Raw genomic sequence first — 20,672 nt, 5'->3', positions numbered from 1 at the left:
GTCACTCGGCGTCACGGAGGGCTGAACCCCGCCTCCCGTGGGTAGCGTGGGAATCATGGACCTGCTCGGCGCGCTCGAGTCGCTGCGAAGGCCGCTCGACCGGGAGCTGTTCCCGCTGGCCGTCGGCGAGGCCGCGGCCGACCGTCGCGCGCTGCGCGAGCTGACCGGCCAGCTCGACGACTACCTGCTGCCCCGGTTGCGCGCCATCGACGCGCCGCTGCTCGCCGTCGTCGGCGGATCGACGGGGGCGGGCAAGTCCACGCTGGTCAACTCGCTGGTCGGGGCCGACGTGGCGGAGCCGGGCGTGCTGCGGCCCACCACCTTGGTGCCCACGCTCGTGGTCAGCCCGGCCGACCGCTCCTGGTTCATGGGCCAGAACGTGCTGCCCGGCCTGTCCCGCGCCACCGGCGAGGGCCCCGGCGCGCTGCGCGTGGTGACCTCCGCCACGCTCGGAGCCGGGCTCGCGCTGCTCGACGCGCCCGACATCGACTCCGTGGTGACCGCCAACAGGGAGCTGGCCGCGCAGTTGCTGGCCGCCGCCGACCTGTGGCTGTTCGTCACGACCGCCGCCCGCTACGCCGACGAGGTGCCGTGGAGCTTCCTGCGCTCGGCCCGCGAACGCAGCACCGCGCTGGCCCTCGTCCTCGACCGGGTGCCGCCGGAGGCCGTCGAGCCCGTCTCGCGCGACCTCGGCCGCCTCCTGACCGAGAACGGCCTCCACGGCATCCGCCTGTTCACCGTCCCCGAGACCGCGCTCCCCGACGAGCAGGCCCGCCTGCCCGCCGCCGTGGTCGAGCCCATCTCCGCGTGGCTGACCGGGCTGGCCGCCGACGCCGCCGAGCGGTCGCGGGTCGTCCGCCAGACGCTGTCCGGGGCGCTCGACAGCCTGGCCACCCGCGTGCCCTCGCTGGCCGTGGCGGTCGAGCGCCAGCAGAGCGCCTTCGAGGGGCTGCGGTCCATCGTGTGGGGCGCGTACGCGGGCGGGATGGCCGACTTCGACGAGGGCATGCGCGACGGGTCGCTGCTGCGCGGCGAGGTGCTGGCCCGCTGGCAGGACTTCATCGGCACCGGCGACATCATGCGCTCGCTGGAGACCCGCGTGGGCCGCCTGCGCGATCGCCTCGTCGGCTTCTTCACAGGACGGGTGCCCGCGGCCCAGCTCAGAGACGCCCTGGAGAGCGGGGTCGGGACCCTGATCAGGGGCGCCGCCGACGGGGCCGCCGAGCGCGCACTGGAGGGCTGGTCCGCCGCGCCGGGCGGCCCAGGGCTGCTCGACCGGCTCGGGCCCATCGAGTCCGCCCGTCTCGGCCGGGCCTCGGGCGACCTGGGCGCGCGGGTCGAGGCGGCGGTGCGGGGGTGGCAGGCGTTCGTGCTCGACCTGGTGCGCGAGGAGGGCGCCGAGCGGCGCACCGCCGCGCGGGTGGCCTCCTTCGGCGTGAACGGGGCCGGGCTGTTGCTCATGCTGGGCGTGTTCGCCTCCACGGGCGGGCTGACGGGGATCGAGGTGGGGATCGCGGGCGGGACGAGCGTGTTGTCGCAGAAACTGCTGGAGGCGGTGTTCGGCGACCAGGCGGTGCGTTCGCTGACGGCGATGGCCAGGGAAGACCTCCGTGACCGCGTGCGTGACCTGCTGGCGGAGGAGTCGGATCGGTTCCTGGCCCAACTGGAGACGGCGGAGCCGCCGAGCGGCACGGCGGACGCCCTGCGCGCGGCGGCGCTGCGCATCGGCGAGCACCGCGCCGAGCTGCCCGCGGCGGTGACGGCCGAGCTGCCGCCTCCGGGCGACGCCGCCCCCGGTGATGACGCCCCTGAGGAGAGGCCGTGAAGCTGCTGCGCCGCAAGGAGGGGCCCACGCTCGACGCCCGGCTCGCCGCCCTGCGCGAGGCGGCCGCACTGGGCGAGGGGCGGCTGTCCGAGCAGGCCGTGTCCGGCGCGCGTACGGTCGCGGAACGGGCCGGAGCGCGCCGCGAGCTGTCACTCGACCACACCGTGGTCGCGCTGGCAGGGGCCACCGGCAGCGGCAAGTCCTCCCTCTACAACGCCCTGGCCGGGCAGGAACTGGCGGCCGTGGGCGTCACCAGGCCCACGACCTCGACCGCCCAGGCCGCCCTGTGGGACGGCGCGGGCGCGGGCCCGCTGCTCGACTGGCTGGACGTCCCGCACCGCCACTCCGCCGACGGCGTCGCCGGGCTGTCCGGGCTCGTCCTGCTCGACCTGCCCGACCACGACTCCATCCGCCTGTCCCACAGGCTGGAGGTGGACCGCCTGGTGGAGCAGGTCGACCTGCTGGTCTGGGTGGTCGATCCGCAGAAGTACGCCGACGCCGCCCTGCACGAACGCTACCTGCGCCCGCTGGCCGGGCACCGCGACGTGACGGTGGTGGTGCTCAACCAGGTGGACCGGCTGCCCGCGGGAGCGGTGGCGCGCTGCCTCGACGACCTGCGCCACCTGCTGACCGGCGACGGCCTGACCGGCGTGCCGCTCCTCGCCGTCTCGGCCCGTACGGGGCAGGGCCTGGACGAGTTGCGCACGCTCCTCGGGGACCGGGTCGCCGATCGCCGGTCCTGGTCGGCCCGCCTGGCCGCGGACATCACCGCCGCCGCCGACCACCTCGCGACCGCCGGCCCTCCGGAGGGCTCGCCGGGAGGCGCGCCGGAAAGCGGCGGCGCCAAGGAGATGGCGGGGATGGAGCGGGCGCTCACCCGGGCCCTGTGCGCGGCGGCCGGGGTGCCGGTGGTCGTGGAGGCGGTGGCCAAGGGGCACCGGCATCGGGCCGTGGTCGCCACCGGGTGGCCGGTGACCAGGTGGCTCAGGAGGTTTCGTCCCGATCCGCTGCGCCGGTTGCGCCTCGGCGGCGCGACGACCGAAGGCCGTCCCGATCGGGAGATCGTCGCGCGTACCTCGGTGCCGGTGGCGACGGCCGGGCAGCGGGCGCAGGTCGACACGGCGATCAGAGACGTGGGCGAGGCCGCCGCGTCCGGGCTGCCGGGGCCGTGGGCGGCGGCGGTGCGGCAGGCGGCCAGGTCGCGCGCCCACGAGCTGATCGACGCGGTGGACCGCGTGGTGGCCACGACCTCGGCCGGCGCCACGAGGCGGCCCAGGTGGTGGCGGGCGGTGAACGTCCTGCAGTGGCTGGTGTTCGCGGCCATGGTGGGCGGCGCGGGGTGGCTGGGCGTGCTGTTCGCGCTGGACTACCTGCGTCTGCCGCAGCCGCCGCTCCCACACGTCGGCCTGGTGCCGTGGCCGACGGTGCTGCTCGTGGGCGGTGCGCTGGCGGGCGTGCTGATCGCGCTGGTGTCCAGGCTGGCGGCCTGGGCGGGCGGGCGGCGCCGGGCCCGGCGCGCGTCGAAGGCCCTGCGCGGGGCCATCGGGACGGTCGGCAGGGAGTTCGTGCTGGCGCCCGTCGAGGCCGAGCTGGACGCGTACGCCTGCTTCATGGCAGCGGTCGCGCTGGCCCGCGCCTGACCAGGACGGTCGCCAGCCCCGCGCCCACCAGCGCGAAGGCCGCCGCCGCCAGGAACGGCGCCGACGGGCCGAACCCCTCCCCGGCCACCCCGGCCACCGCCGACCCTGCCGCGCTGCCCATCCCGAGCGCCGTGGAGACCCAGCCGAACGCCTCGGCCTGCGCGCCGGGCGCGTACTCGTCCACCAGGAGCGAGGCCGTCGTCAGCGCCGGATTGAGGGCCAGCCCCGCGGCGAACAGCACCGCCCAGAACAGCGGCAGCGGGCCGACCAACACCAGCGGCGCCAGCGCGAGCCCGAGCGCCAGCAGCAGCCCCACCAGCCGCACCGGGACGGCCCAGCGCCAGGTACGGGCACCGTACGCGGCGGCCCCTGTGATGCCGCCGAGCGACACCGCCGCCACCAGCAGCCCGGTCGCGGCGGGAATGTCGCGGGCGGTGGCCAGCGCGGGCACGCCCACCTGCACGGCTCCCATGGTGCCGCCGTGCAGCAGCACCACGGCCAGCAGCACCGCCATGCGGCGGTCGGTGAACACCCGTCCGCGCCCGTCCGCGGAGCCGTCGCCGCCCGCCCGCAGCGCCCACGCGAACGCCAGCGTGCCGACCCCGGCCGCCGCCGCGACCACGCCCAGCGCCAGTGACGACGTGGCCACCGCGATCAGCACCCCGAACAGCAGCGGCCCGATCATCATGGCCAGCTCCTGCACCAGGTAGACCAGGCTGTAGGCGGCCGTACGGCCTTCGGCGGCCATCACGCGGCCCCACTCGACCCGCATGCTGACGGAGATCGGCGGCAGCCCGGCGCCCGCCACCCAGGCCAGCGCCACCATGGGCCACCACGGCAGGCCGGGCCTGGCGCACCAGATCAGCGCCAGGAGCGCCGCCACGTGTGCCAGGGCCGTGACCGCGAGCACCGGACGGGGCCCACGCCGGTCCATGAGCCGCCCCTGCACGGGCCGGCCCATGCCCGCCCCCGCGGAGAACGCCGCCGCCGCCACCCCCGCCAGGATCAGCGAGCCGCTCGCGCGCTCGACCACGAGTACGATGCCGACGGGCGCGACCTGCTGCGTGAGCTGCGCCAGGAACCCGAGCACGGCCTGCGCCGCGACTCCGGGCAGGCCGAAAAGCCGCCGATACGGTACGCCTAATCCCATATGGGCACATTACCCACCAAGATCGGTGACCCCGAGCGAGCCGGCCACCGTGCCGAGCGCGGACAGCAGCGGGCGCAGGAGGGGGTGGGCGTCGGAGCCACGGCGTACGGCGGCGAAGACCCGGCGCTCGGGACCCGGCGTGTGCCGCACCACCACCCCCGGCAGCGCCATGTCGCGCAGCGCCAACCGCGGCACCAGCGCCACCCCGGCCCCCGCCCCGACCAGGGCCACCACGGCGCGGAAGTCGTCGGAGCAGTGCACCAGGTCAGGCGTGAACCCCGCCTGCTGGCACGCGAACGTGATCACGTCGTGCACCGGGTTGCCCGGATGGGGGCCGATCCAGGTCTCGGAGGCCAGCGACACCAGCGTGGCCGCGTCCGCCAGTGGATGGTCGCGGGGGAGCACCAGGTCGAACGGCTCGGCGTACAGGGGTCGGCGGGACAGGCGCGGGTCGGCCGCGTCGGGGGCGCCCCGGTACTCGACCGCGATGGTCAGGTCGGCCTGCCCGTCGAGCAGCATGGCCAGGCCCTGGTCACCCTCGGCGTCGTGGACGCGTACGCGGATGCCGGGGGAGGCGGCGCGCAGGGCGGCGATGGCGGGGGAGAGCACGGCGCTGATCGCCGTGGCGAAGCAGGCCACGGTGACCTCGCCCGCCTCACCCGTCGTGTACGCGGCCACCTCGGCCTCGGCCCGTTCGAGCTGGGCGAGCACCTCGTTGGCGTGCTGGAGCATGATCTTGCCGACCGCGGTCAGCCGCACCCCGCGGCCGTCCCGCGTGAACAGGCGGTGACCCACCTCGTGCTCCAGCGCCACGAGCTGCTGGGACACGGCGGAGGGCGTGAGGTGCAGCGCCGCCGCCGCGGCGGTGACCGTGCCGTGGTCGGCCACCGCGCGCAACGTGCGCAGCCGCCGCGTGTCTATCACGCAGCGAGGATACTCAGCTTCGCGCCACGACGAACGCGCGGAGTGGTCGCTCAGCCCCTCGCTTGGACGAACGCCCGCACCGCGCGGTCCACGTCCGCGGCCGAGTGCGCGGCGGAGAGCTGCACGCGGATGCGGGCCTGGCCGTGCGGCACGACCGGGTAGGAGAAGCCGATCACGTAGATGCCCAGGTCGAGCAGGCGCTCGGCCAGAGCGGCGGCCTCGGAGGCGTCGCCGATCATCACGGGCACGATCGGGTGGTCGCCGGGCAGGATGTCGAACCCGGCCTCGGCCATCTCACCCCGGAAGCGGGCCGTGTTGGCGCGCAGCCGCTCGCGGGCGTCGTCAGAGGTCTCCAGCAGGTCGAGGATGCGCAGCGACGCCGCCGCGATGACCGGGGCGAGGGAGTTGGAGAACAGGTACGGGCGCGAGCGCTGGCGCAGCAGCTCGCAGATCTCCCTGCGGGCCGCCACGTAGCCGCCGCTCGCCCCGCCCAGGGCCTTGCCCAGCGTGCCGGTGATGATGTCGACCCGGTCGCGTACGCCGTGCAGCTCCGGGGTGCCGCGGCCGGTCGGTCCGACGAAGCCGACCGCGTGGGAGTCGTCGACCATGACCATGGCGTCGTACTGCTCGGCCAGGTCGCAGATCTCCCGCAGCGGCGCGAGGTATCCGTCCATGGAGAACACGCCGTCGGTCACGATCAGCCGCCGCCGAGCCTCGGACGCCTCCTTCAGCCGCGCCTCCAGCTCGGACATGTCGCGGTTGGCGTACCGCAGGCGCTGGGCCTTGGACAGGCGGATGCCGTCGATGATGCTGGCGTGGTTGAGCGCGTCGGAGATCACCGCGTCCTGCGCGTCGAGCAGGGTCTCGAAGACGCCGCCGTTCGCGTCGAAGCAGGAGCTGTAGAGAACGGTGTCCTCCTGCCCGAGGAAGTCCGACAGGCGGGACTCCAGCTCCTTGTGCACCTCCTGGGTGCCGCAGATGAACCGTACGGAGGCCATGCCGAACCCCCACCGGTCGAGCGCCTGCTTGGCGGCCTCGACCACGGTGGGGTCGTCGGCCAGGCCCAGGTAGTTGTTGGCGCAGAAGTTCAGCACCTCGCGACCGGCCACGCTCACCTGGGCGCTCTGCGGGGTGGAGATCACGCGTTCGGGCTTGAGCAGCCCGGCCTCGGTGATCTCGTCGAGCGTCGTACGCAGTTGCGGGCGTACGTTCGTGAACATCAGGCGCTCCAATCCAGGATGACCTTGCCGGTCCGGCCGCTGGCGGCCGTGTCGAAGGCGGCGTCGAAGTCTCGGTACGGGAATCGGTCGGTGATCACGGGGGAGAGGTCGAGGCCCTTCTCCAGCAGGACGGACATGTTGTACCAGGTCTCGTACATCTCCCGGCCGTAGATGCCCTTGATCGTGAGCATGGACGTCACGACCGTGGACCAGTCGACGGCGAACTCCTCGGCCGGCAGCCCCAGCATGGCGATCTTCCCGCCGTGGGTCATGCCGGCGATCATGTCGCGCAGGGCCGTCGGGTTGCCGGACATCTCCAGCCCCACGTCGAAGCCCTCGCGCAGGTGGAGCAGGCGCATGCCGTCGGCGATGGAGGAGCGGGAGACGTTCAGGGCGAGGGAGACGCCGAGCTTGCCGGCCAGTTCGAGCCGCTCGTCGCTCACGTCGGTGATCATCACGTTGCGCGCGCCGACGTGCGTGGCCACGGCCGCCGCCATCAGGCCGATGGGGCCCGCGCCGGTGATCAGGACGTCCTCGCCGACGAGGGGGAAGGACAGCGCGGTGTGCACGGCGTTGCCGAACGGGTCGAAGATGGCGGCCACGTCGGGGTGCACGGGGGTGCGGTGCACCCAGACGTTGGAGGCGGGCAGGGTGACGTACTCGGCGAACGCGCCGTCCCTGTTGACCCCGAGCCCGATCGTGTTGCGGCACAGGTGGCGGCGGCCGGCCATGCAGTTGCGGCATTTGCCGCACACGATGTGGCCCTCGCCGCTGACCAGGTCGCCGACGGAGATGTCCTCGACGCCGGGCGCCACCTCGACCACGTGGCCGGAGAACTCGTGCCCGACGATGAGCGGGAGCTCCAGCGTGTGCCGCGCCCACTCATCAAATTTCCGGATATGCAGGTCGGTGCCGCAAATGCCGGTACGCAGCACCCGGATCTTCACCTCGCCCGGGCCCACCTTGGGCTCCGGCACGTCCACCAGCCACAGGCCAGGCTCGGCCCGCTCTTTGACCAGCGCTTTCATGCTCCACTTCCCCCTCTACGAACCTAACGCACTGTGCCCGTTCCGCCGGGGACGTGTCCATCGAGGAGTTCTTAAGTGCCCCCACAGCTCCGCTTCACGCAACCCCGGCACCTGGGCGTGTCGTGCGAGGGCGGGCCGTACGAGGGCGTATCGGTCTGGGCCGGTCGGGCAGCCCGCGTGTCCGGTTCGGCGGGCACGTGATGGGATGGGCCTCGGCTCGAAGAGGCGCCCGGCTCGAAGTGACCTCGGAAAGGACACCAGTGGAAGACCTACGCATCGGAGTCATCGGCCTCGGCCTGCGCACCAGCATCGCCCTGGCCGCGCACCGGCCGGGCGAGGGGGCCGTCGTGGCGGCCCTGTGCGACTCCGATCCGGCCGTGCTCAAGAGGCAGGCGGGGAAGTTCGAGGCGGAGATCCTGACCGAGGACCACCGCGCACTGCTCGATCGCGACGACCTCGACGCGATCGTGGTGAACACGCCCGACGACACCCACGAGCGGATCGCCGTCGAGTGCCTCCGGGCCGGCAAGGCCGTCTACCTGGAGAAGCCGATGGCCATCACCGTGGAGGGCTGCGACAACATCCTGCGCGCCGCCCGCGAGAGCGGCACCCGTCTGTACGTCGGCCACAACATGCGCCACATGGGCGTCGTACGGCTGATGCGCGACATCATCGGCAAGGGCGTCATCGGCGAGCCGAAGACCGTCTGGGTACGCCACTTCGTGTCCTACGGCACCGACTACTACTTCAAGGACTGGCACGCCGACCGCACCCGTACCACCGGCCTGCTGCTGCAGAAGGCCAGCCACGACCTCGACGTGATCCACTGGCTGGCCGGCGGCTACACCACGAGGGTCAGCGCCTTCGGCGACCTCCTGCTCCACGGCGACCTGCCGCGCCGCGCACCCGGCACGCCGCGTCCTGACGGCTGGCTCCAGGAGTACGAGTGGCCGCCCACCGCCCGCAAGGACCTGAACCACGTCGTGGACGTCGAGGACGTCTCGGTCATGAACATGCGCCTGGACAACGGGGTCATCGCGGCCTACCAGCAGTGCCACTTCTCGCCCGACTACGTCCGCAACTACACGGTCATCGGCACCGAGGGCCGCCTGGAGAACTTCGGCGACGGGCCGGGGGACACGGTCAAGGTCTGGAACACCGGGCCCACCGGGTATCGCGGCGACTGCGACATCGCGTACAAGGTGCCCGCGGCGCAGGGCACGCACGGGGGCGCGGACGTGGAGATCATGACGGAGTTCCTCAGGTTCGTCAGGGAGGGCGGGGTCACGGACACCTCGCCGGTGGCGGCCCGGATGAGCGTTGCCGCCGGTTACCTGGCCACGATGTCGCTACGGGACGGCGGACGGCCGTACGACGTGCCGGAACTGGACGCGGAGCTGGCGGCGTACTTCGACAACGGGCAGGTAAAACCTGGCGGCGCGGCCGGGCGCGGTTGAACAAGTTGGGCCTCCAGGGTGGAAACACCGTTCTAACCGTGCAACACTGTTGCAGGATTGGAACATGGTTAGTCGAGGAAGACATCAACACAACGAGATCAACGCGGCCTTCCGGGCGCTTCGTCAGCTCAGTGCCGCCTTCTCCGTTGTGGAGGATCACAACGGACATCGCTGGGGGTGGATCATCTGCATCTGCGGACAAGGTCCGTTCTGCGTCAATAGCACTCCCCGCAACCCCGACATTCACGCGAAGCAGATTCGCAAGTGGGCGAACACACACTTCGCATGCGGGGGCAAAGACAAGGAGGAGATGTCGTGACAGTGTGGGACTTCCGGGTCACGCTCAATCGCGAGCCAGACCCGGATGAATTCAACCGGCTCTTCGAAGTGGGCATGGATGATTGCGCGCTCGTGGGCGGCTCGCATCCGTACTTCATGTGCGACCGCGAAGCCGAGACCCTCCTGGACGCCATCGCGTCAGTCCTCCGCCAGGTCAGGATGATCGAAGGGCTCTGGGTGACCGGTGTCGGTCACGATGACGGGGTGACGCTCGGGGATGCGTCGCGGCGGCACGGCGGGCGGACGCAGGCGAGTCTGCGGCAGCTCGCCGCCGGTCAGCGGGGCCCCGGTGGCTTTCCCGAGCCGGTCATCGAGGCCGACAACATCAGCATCTACTCCTGGGCCGAGATCTCGGAGTGGCTGCGTACGCGGATGGGCGACGACATCCCGCCGGTCAACCGCGACATCGCGCTGGCCGACGCGGCGGTCAAGCTCGCCTGCCGGGCCAGGGCCGCCCACCAGGAGGAACGGATCCGGCATCTGATCGACGTCGCCTGAGCCCTCACGCTTCACCCCTCGACAAACCAGAAGGCTCACCTCTCGACACGCCAGCAAGCTCACCTCGACACATCAAAAGGCTCATCCCTCGACAAACCTGAGGCGCCTGCCGTCACGCGGCAGGCGCCTCGTTCGTGAACTCGCGAGCCCGTGAGCCCGTGAGCCCGGGTCAGGCATTCAGGAGTCCGGTCACGGTCCGGCCTCCTCGGGCTTGCGGTCCAGGTCGGGGAACGGGGACGGCTCCTCGACCCCCTGGGTGAGCTGCCGGGGGCCGCTCGGGCTCTCGGCCTCCTGGGCGTCCGCCACCGCCTCGGCCGCCGCCTCCGAAGCCTTGGCGACCTCCTCGTCCGTGGCCGACGTCTCCGGCACCTCGTCCCTGGTCGCCGCCGAGCGGGGCAGGGCCTCGGTGAACGCCTTCGAGACGCCCTGCAGCGCCGAGGTGACCTCGCTGGGGATCACCCAGAACGTGTTGCCGTCGCCCTGCGCGAGCTGCGGCAGCACCTGCAGGTACTGGTACGCCAGCAGCTTCGGGTCGGGGTCGTTGCGGTGGACGGCCTGGAAGACCTGGTCGATGGCCCGCGACTGGCCCTCGGCCTCCAGGATGGCGGCCGTGCGCTGGCCCTCCGCGCGCAGGATGCGGCTCTGCTTGTCACCCTCGGCCGTCAGGATCTGCGACTGCCGCTGGCCCTCGGCGTTCAGGATGGCGGCCCGCTTGTCGCGCTCGGCCCGCATCTGCTTCTCCATCGCGTCCTTGATGGTCTTGGGCGGGTCGATGGCCTTGATCTCGACGCGGTTGACCCGCAGCCCCCACTTGCCCGTGGCCTCGTCGAGGACCCCGCGCAACTGGCTGTTGATGGTGTCGCGGGAGGTCAGGGTCTTCTCCAGGTCCATGGATCCGACGACGTTGCGCAACGTGGTGACCGTGAGCTGCTCGACGCCGGTGATGTAGTTGGCGATCTCGTACGCCGCCGCCCGCGGGTCGGTGACCTGGAAGTAGAGGACCGTGTCGATCTCGACGACCAGGTTGTCCTCGGTGATGACCGGCTGCGGGCGGAAGGACACGACCTGCTCGCGAAGGTCGATCATGGGGTAGACCCGGTCGATGTAGGGGATGACGAAGTTCAGGCCGGGCTTGAGCGTGCGGTGGTAACGGCCGAGGCGCTCGACGTTGCGCGCACGCGCCTGCGGGATGATCCGCACGGCCTTGAGCAGGGTCATCACCGCGAAGAGTATGACGAACAGTCCGACCAGCAGCAGCGGATCCATGGGTTACTCCCGGGGATAGACGAGGGCTGTCGCCCCTTCGATCTCGATGATGTCGACGGTCGCCCCTTCGGGGATCACCAGGGTCTCGTCATAGGCGCGCGCCGACCATTCCTCGCCCCCGATGCGCACACGACCGTCGCGGCCCGTCACCTCGGCGACGACGTAGGCGGGCTTTCCGACGAGCGCCTCCACGCCGAACCGCTGCAGCGGCGGTTGCCTGATGTGCCGCATCGCGATCGGCCTGAGCACGAGCAGGCCCGCCGCGGAGGACACGGCGAAGAACAACAACTGCAGGGGAACGGGCAGTCCGATGGCCGCGGTCGCGGCGGTGAGCAGCGCCGCCACCCCCAGGAGACCAAGTGAGGCTGTGAGGGTGAAGATTTCCGCCACACCGAGGACGACTGCGAGGATTACCCAGATGATCCATTCATCCATGTCGGCCCTCCTGATGGGACAACGGGCCTGGGTTCGCGAGTGGTTCCCCTATCTACGGTAATCCCGATATCAACGCTCCGGCACCCCGTAACCGGAGTGGCCGGTTTCGTACAACGCGCTTCCCTGCCGCCACTTCTCCCACGAGAGTTGCCAGAAACCCCATCCGTTGTCCCATTCGAGCCGGCGATCGGTGCCGACGATCGCGATGGGGTCGCCGCGCAGCGACGACTCGTAGAACCAGGCGGCCTGGTCGGGCCGGGCGTTGATGCAGCCGTGGCTGACGTTGGCCCGGCCCTGCGCCCACACGTTGTCCTTGGCGTGCACGTATTCGCCGCTGTTGGAAATGCGTACGGCGTGGTCGATCATCATGTCGTAATAGCCGGGCTCGCCCTTCTCCCGGCCGGGGGAGACCATCCGGACGGGGTTGCCCTTGTCCATCGTCAGGTGGATGCCGCTGGTCGTGGTGTATTCGGGGGTGGTGGCCAGGCCGGCGCTGATGGCCATGCGCTGCACGAGTTGCCCGTCGCGGTGGACGAGCATCTGGTGGGTACGGGTGTCGATGGTGCTGGTCTGCCTGCGGCCCACGGTGAAGACGAAGGTGGAGTCGGCGGCGCCGTAGAGGCCGCTGCCCGCGCGTACGCCCGCCAGGTGCGCGGTGACCGTCACCTTCTGCCGGGCCGTCCAGAGGCGGCGGGGGCGGTAGGCCACCTGCGTGTCGCTGAGCCAGCGCCAGGCGCCCTCGACCGGCGCCTGGGACCTGACCTCCAGCGCCTGCTCGACGTCCGCCTTGTCGTCGATGGGGGCGTCGAAGTCGATGATGATCGGCATCCCGGCGCCCACCGTCTCGCCGGGCAGCGGCGCGGTGCCGGCCACCTGGAACGTCCTGACGGCCGCGCGGGTGCGGATGCGGCCCATGGCGACCGTGGTGGGCGCGCCCTCGCGGATGGCGGTGGCGGTGACCGTGTATTCGGCCGCGGGTTTGAGCGTCCAGTCCGTGCGCCACGTCGTACGCGAGTCGTCGAGCCGGCCCGACACCGGCTCCCCGCCCTGGTAGACCAGCACCTGGGTGAGCGTGCCGCCCTGGGCCGTGACGACTAGGCCGCGGTCGGGCCGGGCGCGCTTGGTGTCGAACGGCGGCCAGACCCGTACGACCGGCGGCGTCGACGGGGCCGCGGCCGTGACGGGACCACAGCCGCAGACCACGCCGCAGACCAGGAGAAAGGCGACACAGAACATCGCGGCACGACGCATGCGACTCCTGCTTTCCGTGGGAAGGGGAGATCCCAGGGTAGCGGTGTGTCAGCGCCTAAGCACGTTGAGTCACCTATCCGATGGTTCCGGACACCTCGCCCAATGTCAGGCCGCCGGCGGTGGCGCGGATGGTGACCGTGTCGCCGTCCTGCAGGAACGCGCGGGTCTCGCCGCCGGGCAGCTTGATCGGGTCGGTGCCGTTCCAGGTCAGCTCCATGAGCGAGCCGCGTTCGTCCCGCTCGGGGCCGGAGACGGTGCCGCTGGCGAACAGGTCACCGGTACGCAGCGAGGCCCCGTTCACGGTCATGTGCGCGAGCATCTGGTCGGGCGTCCAGTACATGCCCGAGTACGGCGGCCGCGAGACCGTCTCCCCGTTGAGCAGGACCTCCATCGCGATGTCCAGCCCCCAGTCACCCTGCCTGCGCAGGTAGGCGGGCGGCTGCGGGTCCTGGGCCCGGCCCGGGACGCGGGGCAGCGCCTCCAGCGGCGTGACCCAGGGGGAGACCGACGTGGCGAACGACTTGCCCAGGAACGGCCCCAGCGGCACGTACTCCCACGCCTGGATGTCGCGCGCGCTCCAGTCGTTGACCAGCGTCACTCCGAACACGTGGTCCTCGAACGCCCCGGCGGGCGAGCCCAGCTCGGTCGGCACGCCCACCACGAAGCCCAGCTCGGCCTCGATGTCGAGCTTCTGGCACGGCCCGAACAGCCCCTGCCCGAGCTGCCCCTGAGGCCGCCTGATCGGCGTGCCGGACACCACGACCGTGCCCGACCTGCCGTGGTATCCGACGGGCAGGTGCCGCCAGTTCGGCTGCAGCGGCTCCGAGCCGGGGCGGAGGATCTTGCCGATGTTGCTCGCGTGGTCGATCGAGCAGTAGAAGTCGACGTAGTCGGCCACCTCGAACGGCAGGTGCAGCCGCACCTGGTCGAGCGGGATCAGGTGCCGCTCGGTGACGGAGAGGTCGCCGGTCAGCTTGTTCCTGATGAGTGTCCTGGTGTCGTGCCAGGCGGCCCGGCCCCTGGCCATGAACGGGTTGAGCGAGGGGGCCGCGAAGACCTCGTCGTGCAGGGCGGGGGCCAGGTCGAGCACCTTGTCCTCATACCGGACGCCGACCCTGGGCCGCTCGCCGGGCCCGGAGAAGACCCCGTACGGCAGGTTGTCCACTCCCCAGGTCACATGTCCTCCTCTTCGATCAGCCCGAGTGCGCGCAGGTCCTCCAGGGGCCTGGTGGTGCTGCACGAGCCGTAGCTCACCAGCAGGTGCCGGGCCTGTTCCGCGGTCTCCTCGTGTACGGCGCCCGCCAGCCGGACGAGGTTGCCGACGTCGGTCGAGCGCAGCACGGGCACCGGGTCGCGGCCCTCCACGGCCTCGCAGACGGCCAGCAGCAGGTTGAGGAAGCCGTGCCGGTCGACGCCGAGCGAGGGGTCGAAGTGGCGTACGGCGTGGTGCAGCCCGGCCGTGGCCTTGAACGCGATGCCGTTCTCGACGCACGACCGGATGAACTGCCCGAGCTGCTCGACGGCGGGGAACGCGTCGGCCGTGGTGCCGCCGCAGCGCACCTTCAGCGCGGCCTCGGGCGGCACGTCGGCCGACATCTTGCGGGGGAGCACCTCGGCGAAGAGCCGTACGCCGTCGGGCAGCCGCAGCCGCGCGAGCAGCTCGGTGACCGAGGTGTCGGCCGGCAGCCTGATCTCGACGTAGTCCACGGGCAGGTCGGCGAAGTCGGGCAGCTCGCTCGTGTCGATGATCAGCCCGATCCGGCGGGGCCGGTAGTCCATCGCGCGCAGCCGGTCGAGTCGGCTGGCCGGGCACAGGAAGCGGTGCGTGAGCACCGGGCTGCCCCGCTCCAGGTCGCGCCGGTTGCGGGCGAGGGCCTCGTCCATGTGCAGGGACGTCGGTGGGAACAGGCCCGCGTCGTCCACCAGCGCGGTGTAGAGCCTCATCGCGCCCAGGTCCAGGCGTAGCCGGGGTCCTCGCAGGACAGCGCGCCCTGGCCGAGGTCGAGCGGGCGGAAGGTGTCGACCATGACGGCCAGCTCGCTGGTCGTGCCGACGCCGCGCGAGACGGCCTCGATCACCGCCTCCACCGCCCCTGGCTGCGGCCCGTGCGTGAAACCGGCCGGGTGCAGCGAGATCGAGCCGACGTCGATGCCGGAGCCCTGGCGGGCCGAGTAGTCGCCGCCCACGTAGAACATGAACTCGTCGGAGTCGACGTTGTGGTGGTTGTAGGGGATCGGCACGGCCTCAGGGTGGAAGTCGAGCGGCCGGGGGCAGAACGAGCACACCACGAACCCCGGCCCCTCGAACGTCTGGTGCACCGGGGGCGGCGCGTGCGTCCGCTTCACGATGGGCTCGAAGTCACGGATGTTGAACGCGAACGGGTAGAGGTAGCCGTCCCAGCCCACGACGTCGAACGGGTGGTTGCGGTAGACGAGCCGGGTCAGCCCGCCCCGCGTACGCACCAGCACGGGCACCTCCTCGCCCTCCGCCAGCAGCGGCTCGGCAGGGGCGCGCAGGTCGCGCTCGCTGTAGGGGGCGTGCTCCAGGAACTGGCCGTACTGCGACAGGTAGCGCTTGGGCGGCCTGATGTGCCCGGCCGCCTCGATGGCCAGCACGTTGACCGGGCCCTCGGGCACCCACCGGTGGATGGTACCGGTCGGGACGACGACGTAGTCGCCCTCGCCGGCCTCGATGACGCCGTACGTGGACTCGAAGCGCACCCGCCCCCGCTGCACGTAGACGCACTCGTCGCCCATGGAGTTGCGGTACAGCTCGCTCGGCCGGTCGCTGGTGGCGTACGACAGCCGGACGTCGCCGTTGCCCGCCAGCGTCATCCGGCCGGAGACCAGGTCGCCCGCGCTGGACAGCTCCTGGGTGCGGAAATGGCGCGGCGAGAGCGGCAGGTTGGGCTCCAGCCGGCTGTCCAGCACCGGTGTGACCGCCTCCGCCTTGACGATCGCGGTCGGGAGATGGCGGTGATAGAGCAGGGAGGAGTCGGACGAGAAGCCCTCCTCGCCCATCAGCTCCTCCGCGTAGAGGCCGCCGTCCGGCCGCCTGAACTGCACGTGCCGCTTGCGTGGCACCTCTCCCACGACCCGGTAGTACGGCATCCGCCCCTCCATGGCTGTCCGTTTATCGGACGGAAGTGTCCTTTATACGGTAACTAACGTCCGCCATTGGCCCGGAGATGTCAACCCAGCGCGGCGGCCAGCTCGGCGGCCGCGGCCACCACGCGCTGTCCCGTGGACTCCTCCAGAGGCCCGAACGTCACCACCCCGACCGACGCCTCCAGCCACGGCAGGCCGGTCACCGGCGCGGCGACGCCACGCGCCCCTTCCTGCAACTGCCCCTCCGTGGCGAAGTAGTCGTGCCGCCCCTCGCGCAGCGCCAGGATCGCCCGGCCCGCCGCGCCCTTGGCCAGCGGATGCCGCGAGCCCTCGCGGTAGGCCACGTGCATGTTGGTCCACGACGGCTCCACCACCGCCACGGCCAGCCCGTCGTCACCCTCCGCCACGGTCAGGTGCGCGGTCGCGCCCACCTGCTCGGCCAGCCGCCGCAGCGTCGGCACCGCCGCCGCCCGCAGCAGCGGCTGCACGGCCTGGGCCAGCGCCAGCACCCCGAAGCCGAGGTGCACCCGCCCCTCGGCGTCCCGGCGGACGAACCCCTCGCCGAGCAGTGTCGTCACCAGCCGGTACACCACGGGCCTGCTCAGCGACAGCTCGGTGCTCAACTCGGTCGGCGTGCGCCCGCCCTTGCCGTCGGCGAGCAGCCGGAGCAGGCGGAGCCCGCGCTCCAGGGTCTGGGCGGATTCGGCGGCCATACGACCGATTATCCAGCGACCCCGCGCGGCTGAGGCGGGCCGATCCGGCGACCCCGCGTGGTCGAGGTGGGCCGATCTAGTGACTCTGCGCGGTTGAGGGGGTACGTATCCGCCATCGCGGAGCCGGGGGGTAAAGATGCGGCAATGGTGGGTTTTCCTGCTCGCCGGGTTGCTCCTGTGCGTCCTGTCCTCCGCCATGTTCTCGCTCACCAGGCCCATGGCGCAGATGTCCCGCCGTACGCCGCTCGCGTCCGCCGACCGGAGCCTGGTGGAGGACACCTTCCACCTCACCGTGGGCATCGAGGTCAGCCGGCGGCTGCTGCCCATCGACAGGGGCCTCGCCTTCCGTCCCGGCTATCTCGCCGTGGGGGTCAAGGTCGACCGCCACGGCCGCCTGTACGGCAAGCCGCAGCGCCCCGGCAGGTACGTCGCCCCCGTCCAGCTCTGTTCGGGCCGGTCGTGCCGCCGGCACGACCTCACCCTCGTCGTGCTGGCCAACGTGCCCTGGGAGCCGCGCGACCTGACCTTCCCCGGCAGGGTGGGCACGGCGCTCGACGGCGAGATCGGCATCAACGGCGGCCCTCCGGGCGTGGTGCCCACCTTCACCGTCACCGACCCCGGCAAACTGCCCAAGGGCGTGAGCATCGGCCCCGACGGTCACGTGGGCGGCGTCCCGAGGGCGCCCGGCATCTCCGAGGTGCCGGTACGCGTCTGCGTGGCGGGCAATTGCGCGGGAGTCGTCGTACGGCTGATCATCGTGTGAACCTCTCTTGCGGCGGCACGGGGTCACCGGTCACCGTGGTCTCATGAAATCGGTCATTGTGGTCGGAGCGGGCATTTGGGGGTCGTCACTGGCCCTGCGGCTGGCCGAAACCGGCTGGCGGGTGACGCTGGTGGAGCAGCACCGGCCGGGCCACGTACGCCAGGCCAGCGCGGGCGAGACCCGGCTGCTGCGCTGCGCGCACGGCGACGACACGTGGTACGCCCGCCTCGCCTGGCAGGCCAGGGACGGCTGGCGCAGGCTGGGTGAGCGGGCCGGGGAGGAGCTGTACCTGGAGGCGGGCATGGTGTGGTTCGCCAGGACGCCGGACGGGTGGGAGCACGCCAGCGCCCAGGTCCTGAAAAATCTGGACATACCGTGTGACGTGCTGGACGCGGCGGACGGCGGCAGGTTCTTCCCCGACTACCGCGGTGACGATCTCAGCTTCCTGCTCTGGGAGCCCCACGCCGGGGTGATCAGGGCCAGGCGGGCCACCCAGGTGACGGCCCGGCTGGCGCAGGCCGCCGGTGCCCGGCTGGTCAGGGCGCGGGCGACGCCCGTGCCCGGGGCGGCGGCGGTCGAGGTGGACGGTGAGGTCCGGCCCGCCGACCGGGTGGTGTGGGCGTGCGGGGCGTGGCTGCCGTCCCTGTTCGACGGGCTGCCGATCACGGTGACCAAGCAGGACACGCTGCACTTCGCGGTGCCGCGCGAGTGGTCGCTGCCCGAGACCCCCGCCTGGGTGGACCACGGGGCCTCGGCCTACGGGCACGGCGACGTGGACGGGACGGGCATGAAGGCGACCTCCGACCAGGAGGGGCGGCCGTACGAGCCGGAGCACGGCGAGCGCGTGGTCGACCCGGCCAGCGTCGAGCAGGCCCACGCCTACCTGCGGCGCAGGTTCCCCGCGCTGGCGGGCGCGCCGGTGCTGTTCAGCCAGGTCTGCCAGTACGCGCTCACGCCCGACGCCGAATGGCTGCTGACCGAGGCGTCCCCCGGCGTGTGGCTGCTGGGCGGCGACTCCGGGCACGGCTTCAAGCACGCCCCGGCCCTGGCCGGGTACGTGGCCGGCGTACTGGACGGCGAGCACGGGCCCGAGCCGCGCTTCGGGATGCGCGAGCGCGCCCCCAGCCGCGGGCTGAGAACGAGCGGCCAGGCCGGATGAGGACGAGCGGCCGGGCCGGGTAGGGCGGGCCCTACCCGAACTCGGGGGTCGGCGGGCATGATCCGGCCCGGTCCCGCGGCGGACACTTCAAGGGCGAAAGCGCACCTTGAGCAGGCCACGGAGGAGTCACGCCATGAGCACCGTCACCGAGACCCGCCCCGCCGGGCAGGCCCCGCCCCCGCCCGCCGTGCACACCGCCGCCCTGCTCTGGATGTCGGCGGTCGCGTTCGGCGCGTTCGAGGCCGTGCTGATGATCGGCAGAGAGCTGTACGAGGGCGCCTCGCCGCTCGTGGACCTGCTGCCGGGGGCGGGGTTCCGGCTGGCCGTGTTCGCCGCCGCGATCTTCCTGGCCCTGCGGCTGAGGCGCGGGGCCGACTGGGCCCGCTGGACGCTGGCCGGGACGCTCGGCGTGTTCGGCACGATCTCGCTGGTCAAGGAGCCCGTCGAGTGGCTGGTGGCGGGCGGCTCGATCGCCGGCGCCGCGGCCGGGGCGGACGCGCTGACGTGGGCGTTCGCGGTCAGCCGGGGGCTGCACGTGCTGGCCGTGCTGGGGGCGCTGGCCCTGATGTTCCAGCCGAGGTCCAACGCCTACTTCAGGAACCGCCGTGCTGGGGACGGTCACGTCGCTTCGGCGTGAGCGACGGCCTGCGGCTGGGGCGCGCGCAGGTTGCGCACTCCCGGTGACAGCAGCGCGGCCAGCGTGGACACCGTGACGAGGACCGCGCAGCCGAGCAGCGCCTGCTCGGTGCCGAACATCCCCGCCGCGGGCCCGGCCAGCAGCAGCCCGATCGGGCCGAACATCAGCGAGCCGAGCATGTCGTACGAGCTGACCCGCGACAGTGACTCGGCCGGGACCTCGCGCTGCATCGTGGTCTGCCACAGCACGCCGAACACGTCGATGGACACGCCCAGCACGAACGCCCCGGCCACGATCGCCCACAGCGGCGCGTCGACCCCGAGCAGCACGTACGGCAGTGCGGACGGCAGGCACATCAGCACCGCCACCAGGATCGGCCGGCGCGGGCGCAGCCGCAGCGAGACCAGCACCCCGGCGAGGGTCCCGATGGCCTCGCCCGCCAGGAACGCCGACCAGGCCAGCGGGCCGCCCAGCGTCTCCTTGGCCAGCAGCGGACCGAGCACGCCGTGCCCGGCCTGGATCGCCATGATCATCACGGAGAACTGCGCGACCACCACCCAGATCCACTGCCGCGAGCTGAACTCCCGCCAGCCGTCACGCAGGTCGGCCAGCACCGAGTGGGACGTGCCGCGCGACCGTTCGGCCTGGTCCAGGCGCAGCAGCGCGATCAGCACGCCCGCGACCGCGAACAGCGCGCCGCTGACCACCAGCGCCCACCCCCCGCCGAACAGCACCACCGTGCCGCCGCCGAGCACCGCGCCGGCCATCCTGGAGGCGTTCGCGCCCAGGCCGAGCAGCGCGTTGCCGGCCTGCAGCCGGTCACGGGGCACGACCTCGGGGATGATCCCGGTCAGCGCGGGGAACGTGACCGCCGTGGCCACGCCCGCGAACGCCGCCGCCGTGATCAGCGCGGGCAGCGGGGTCCAGCCGACGAGCAGCATCACCGCCAGCGCGAAGAACGCGGCCGCCATGAGGAACTCGCCGACCATCATCACCCGCTGGCGCGGCAGCCGGTCCGCGATCACGCCGCCGACCAGCATGAACAGGATCATGGGCAGCGACTCGGCGGTGAGCACGACCGACAGGGTCGAGGCGGTGGCCCCGGGCAGGTTGAGGATGCCGAACGCCAGCGCCACGGGGGCGAACGCGCTGCCGAGAACGGAGATCGTCCGTGCCGACAACAGCAGTGCGAAACGGCGGTCCCGGAGCAGCCCGAGATCGCGGAGAATATCGTGCACCGGCTCGAACCCCCTGCAAGCA

Annotated in this window: 19 protein-coding genes; 7 read left to right on the top strand and 12 right to left on the bottom strand. The window is 72.2% G+C overall.

Annotated features, from left to right (window positions below):
- Nucleotides 1-55 precede the first annotated feature (55 nt).
- Both ACZ6S0_RS43880 and ACZ6S0_RS43875 read left to right on the top strand, forming a co-directional pair.
- Complete coding sequence (locus tag ACZ6S0_RS43880) at nt 56-1,825, top strand: GTPase family protein (protein ID WP_465925343.1); 1,770 nt, start codon at nt 56-58, stop codon at nt 1,823-1,825.
- Nucleotides 1,822-3,465, top strand: a complete 1,644-nt coding sequence (locus tag ACZ6S0_RS43875; RefSeq protein ID WP_465925341.1) for a GTPase — start codon at nt 1,822-1,824, stop codon at nt 3,463-3,465. Before ACZ6S0_RS43880 ends, ACZ6S0_RS43875 begins: the two co-directional genes overlap by 4 nt.
- Here the strand turns inward: ACZ6S0_RS43875 and ACZ6S0_RS43870 are convergent.
- From ACZ6S0_RS43870 to tdh, 4 genes are read right to left on the bottom strand one after another with little or no spacing between them, the layout of a single operon-like run.
- Nucleotides 3,434-4,615, bottom strand: a complete 1,182-nt coding sequence (locus ACZ6S0_RS43870) for an MFS transporter (RefSeq protein ID WP_465925339.1) — start codon at nt 4,613-4,615, stop codon at nt 3,434-3,436. The genes ACZ6S0_RS43875 and ACZ6S0_RS43870 overlap by 32 nt on opposite strands.
- Nucleotides 4,616-4,624: 9 nt before the next feature.
- Complete coding sequence (locus tag ACZ6S0_RS43865) at nt 4,625-5,539, bottom strand: LysR family transcriptional regulator (protein WP_465925337.1); 915 nt, start codon at nt 5,537-5,539, stop codon at nt 4,625-4,627.
- A 50-nt stretch (nt 5,540-5,589) separates the two neighbouring features.
- Nucleotides 5,590-6,759: a glycine C-acetyltransferase gene (locus ACZ6S0_RS43860; protein ID WP_465925335.1), complete on the bottom strand. Its 1,170-nt coding sequence runs from the start codon at nt 6,757-6,759 to the stop codon at nt 5,590-5,592.
- Nucleotides 6,759-7,787 carry an L-threonine 3-dehydrogenase gene (gene tdh, locus ACZ6S0_RS43855; protein ID WP_465925333.1) on the bottom strand — a complete coding sequence of 343 codons (1,029 nt, stop codon included), beginning with the start codon at nt 7,785-7,787 and terminating at the stop codon, nt 6,759-6,761. The genes ACZ6S0_RS43860 and tdh overlap by 1 nt, the downstream gene beginning before the upstream one ends.
- A 260-nt stretch (nt 7,788-8,047) precedes the next feature.
- On the opposite strand from tdh, the gene ACZ6S0_RS43850 reads away from it, so the two are divergent.
- Both ACZ6S0_RS43850 and ACZ6S0_RS43845 read left to right on the top strand, forming a co-directional pair.
- Complete coding sequence (locus ACZ6S0_RS43850; RefSeq protein ID WP_344877712.1) at nt 8,048-9,244, top strand: Gfo/Idh/MocA family protein; 1,197 nt, start codon at nt 8,048-8,050, stop codon at nt 9,242-9,244.
- 315 nt (nt 9,245-9,559) lie between these two features.
- Nucleotides 9,560-10,081, top strand: a complete 522-nt coding sequence (locus ACZ6S0_RS43845; protein WP_465925331.1) for a hypothetical protein — start codon at nt 9,560-9,562, stop codon at nt 10,079-10,081.
- 189 nt (nt 10,082-10,270) lie between these two features.
- Here ACZ6S0_RS43845 and ACZ6S0_RS43840 read toward each other — a convergent pair whose 3' ends face one another.
- The 7 genes from ACZ6S0_RS43840 to ACZ6S0_RS43810 all read right to left on the bottom strand — a co-directional run bounded on the left by ACZ6S0_RS43840 (nt 10,271) and on the right by ACZ6S0_RS43810 (nt 16,853).
- Nucleotides 10,271-11,347: an SPFH domain-containing protein gene (locus ACZ6S0_RS43840; protein WP_465925330.1), complete on the bottom strand. Its 1,077-nt coding sequence runs from the start codon at nt 11,345-11,347 to the stop codon at nt 10,271-10,273.
- Nucleotides 11,348-11,350: 3 nt separating this feature from the next.
- Nucleotides 11,351-11,782: an NfeD family protein gene (locus tag ACZ6S0_RS43835; protein ID WP_465925328.1), complete on the bottom strand. Its 432-nt coding sequence runs from the start codon at nt 11,780-11,782 to the stop codon at nt 11,351-11,353.
- 69 nt (nt 11,783-11,851) lie between these two features.
- Nucleotides 11,852-13,033, bottom strand: a complete 1,182-nt coding sequence (locus tag ACZ6S0_RS43830; protein ID WP_465925326.1) for a L,D-transpeptidase — start codon at nt 13,031-13,033, stop codon at nt 11,852-11,854.
- A 73-nt stretch (nt 13,034-13,106) separates the two neighbouring features.
- The gene (gene fahA / locus ACZ6S0_RS43825) at nt 13,107-14,210 is read right to left on the bottom strand and encodes a fumarylacetoacetase (RefSeq protein ID WP_465925323.1); all 1,104 of its coding nucleotides are present in this window, start codon (nt 14,208-14,210) and stop codon (nt 13,107-13,109) included.
- The gene (locus ACZ6S0_RS43820) at nt 14,207-14,977 is read right to left on the bottom strand and encodes a hypothetical protein (protein ID WP_465925321.1); all 771 of its coding nucleotides are present in this window, start codon (nt 14,975-14,977) and stop codon (nt 14,207-14,209) included. The genes fahA and ACZ6S0_RS43820 overlap by 4 nt, the downstream gene beginning before the upstream one ends.
- Complete coding sequence (locus ACZ6S0_RS43815) at nt 14,974-16,143, bottom strand: homogentisate 1,2-dioxygenase domain-containing protein (RefSeq protein WP_465925319.1); 1,170 nt, start codon at nt 16,141-16,143, stop codon at nt 14,974-14,976. Before ACZ6S0_RS43815 ends, ACZ6S0_RS43820 begins: the two co-directional genes overlap by 4 nt.
- An 80-nt stretch (nt 16,144-16,223) precedes the next feature.
- On the bottom strand, nt 16,224-16,853 hold the full coding sequence (locus ACZ6S0_RS43810; RefSeq protein ID WP_465925317.1) for a helix-turn-helix domain-containing protein: 630 nt from the start codon (nt 16,851-16,853) through the stop codon (nt 16,224-16,226).
- Between the two features lie 136 nt (nt 16,854-16,989).
- Here ACZ6S0_RS43810 and ACZ6S0_RS43805 point away from each other — a divergent pair, with 136 nt between their 5' ends.
- The 3 genes from ACZ6S0_RS43805 to ACZ6S0_RS43795 all read left to right on the top strand — a co-directional run bounded on the left by ACZ6S0_RS43805 (nt 16,990) and on the right by ACZ6S0_RS43795 (nt 19,412).
- On the top strand, nt 16,990-17,616 hold the full coding sequence (locus ACZ6S0_RS43805) for a hypothetical protein (RefSeq protein ID WP_465925315.1): 627 nt from the start codon (nt 16,990-16,992) through the stop codon (nt 17,614-17,616).
- 43 nt (nt 17,617-17,659) lie between these two features.
- On the top strand, nt 17,660-18,775 hold the full coding sequence (locus tag ACZ6S0_RS43800; RefSeq protein WP_465925313.1) for an NAD(P)/FAD-dependent oxidoreductase: 1,116 nt from the start codon (nt 17,660-17,662) through the stop codon (nt 18,773-18,775).
- Nucleotides 18,776-18,908: 133 nt separating this feature from the next.
- A complete protein-coding gene (locus ACZ6S0_RS43795; RefSeq protein WP_465925311.1) occupies nt 18,909-19,412 on the top strand; it encodes a hypothetical protein in 504 nt (167 codons plus the stop codon).
- On the opposite strand, the gene ACZ6S0_RS43790 is transcribed toward ACZ6S0_RS43795, so the two are convergent.
- A complete protein-coding gene (locus ACZ6S0_RS43790; RefSeq protein WP_465925309.1) occupies nt 19,394-20,650 on the bottom strand; it encodes an MFS transporter in 1,257 nt (418 codons plus the stop codon). The genes ACZ6S0_RS43795 and ACZ6S0_RS43790 overlap by 19 nt on opposite strands.
- Between the last annotated feature and the right edge of the window lie 22 nt (nt 20,651-20,672).

Source organism: Nonomuraea sp. NPDC051298 (genome assembly GCF_055586305.1).
The sequence above is the reverse complement of the archived record's forward strand: the minus strand, read 5'-3'. Positions and strand labels throughout refer to the sequence as shown.

What these genes read in the sequence shown, in the direction of transcription:
- ACZ6S0_RS43880 (WP_465925343.1), top strand. Translation starts at nt 56, where the DNA reads ATGGACCTGCTCGGCGCGCTCGAGTCGCTGCGAAGGCCGCTCGACCGG.
- ACZ6S0_RS43870 (WP_465925339.1), bottom strand. Translation starts at nt 4,615, where the DNA reads ATGGGATTAGGCGTACCGTATCGGCGGCTTTTCGGCCTGCCCGGAGTC.
- ACZ6S0_RS43860 (WP_465925335.1), bottom strand. Translation starts at nt 6,759, where the DNA reads ATGTTCACGAACGTACGCCCGCAACTGCGTACGACGCTCGACGAGATC.
- tdh (WP_465925333.1), bottom strand. Translation starts at nt 7,787, where the DNA reads ATGAAAGCGCTGGTCAAAGAGCGGGCCGAGCCTGGCCTGTGGCTGGTG.
- ACZ6S0_RS43840 (WP_465925330.1), bottom strand. Translation starts at nt 11,347, where the DNA reads ATGGATCCGCTGCTGCTGGTCGGACTGTTCGTCATACTCTTCGCGGTG.
- ACZ6S0_RS43835 (WP_465925328.1), bottom strand. Translation starts at nt 11,782, where the DNA reads ATGGATGAATGGATCATCTGGGTAATCCTCGCAGTCGTCCTCGGTGTG.
- ACZ6S0_RS43830 (WP_465925326.1), bottom strand. Translation starts at nt 13,033, where the DNA reads ATGCGTCGTGCCGCGATGTTCTGTGTCGCCTTTCTCCTGGTCTGCGGC.
- ACZ6S0_RS43820 (WP_465925321.1), bottom strand. Translation starts at nt 14,977, where the DNA reads ATGAGGCTCTACACCGCGCTGGTGGACGACGCGGGCCTGTTCCCACCG.
- ACZ6S0_RS43815 (WP_465925319.1), bottom strand. Translation starts at nt 16,143, where the DNA reads ATGCCGTACTACCGGGTCGTGGGAGAGGTGCCACGCAAGCGGCACGTG.
- ACZ6S0_RS43810 (WP_465925317.1), bottom strand. Translation starts at nt 16,853, where the DNA reads ATGGCCGCCGAATCCGCCCAGACCCTGGAGCGCGGGCTCCGCCTGCTC.
- ACZ6S0_RS43805 (WP_465925315.1), top strand. Translation starts at nt 16,990, where the DNA reads ATGCGGCAATGGTGGGTTTTCCTGCTCGCCGGGTTGCTCCTGTGCGTC.
- ACZ6S0_RS43800 (WP_465925313.1), top strand. Translation starts at nt 17,660, where the DNA reads ATGAAATCGGTCATTGTGGTCGGAGCGGGCATTTGGGGGTCGTCACTG.
- ACZ6S0_RS43795 (WP_465925311.1), top strand. Translation starts at nt 18,909, where the DNA reads ATGAGCACCGTCACCGAGACCCGCCCCGCCGGGCAGGCCCCGCCCCCG.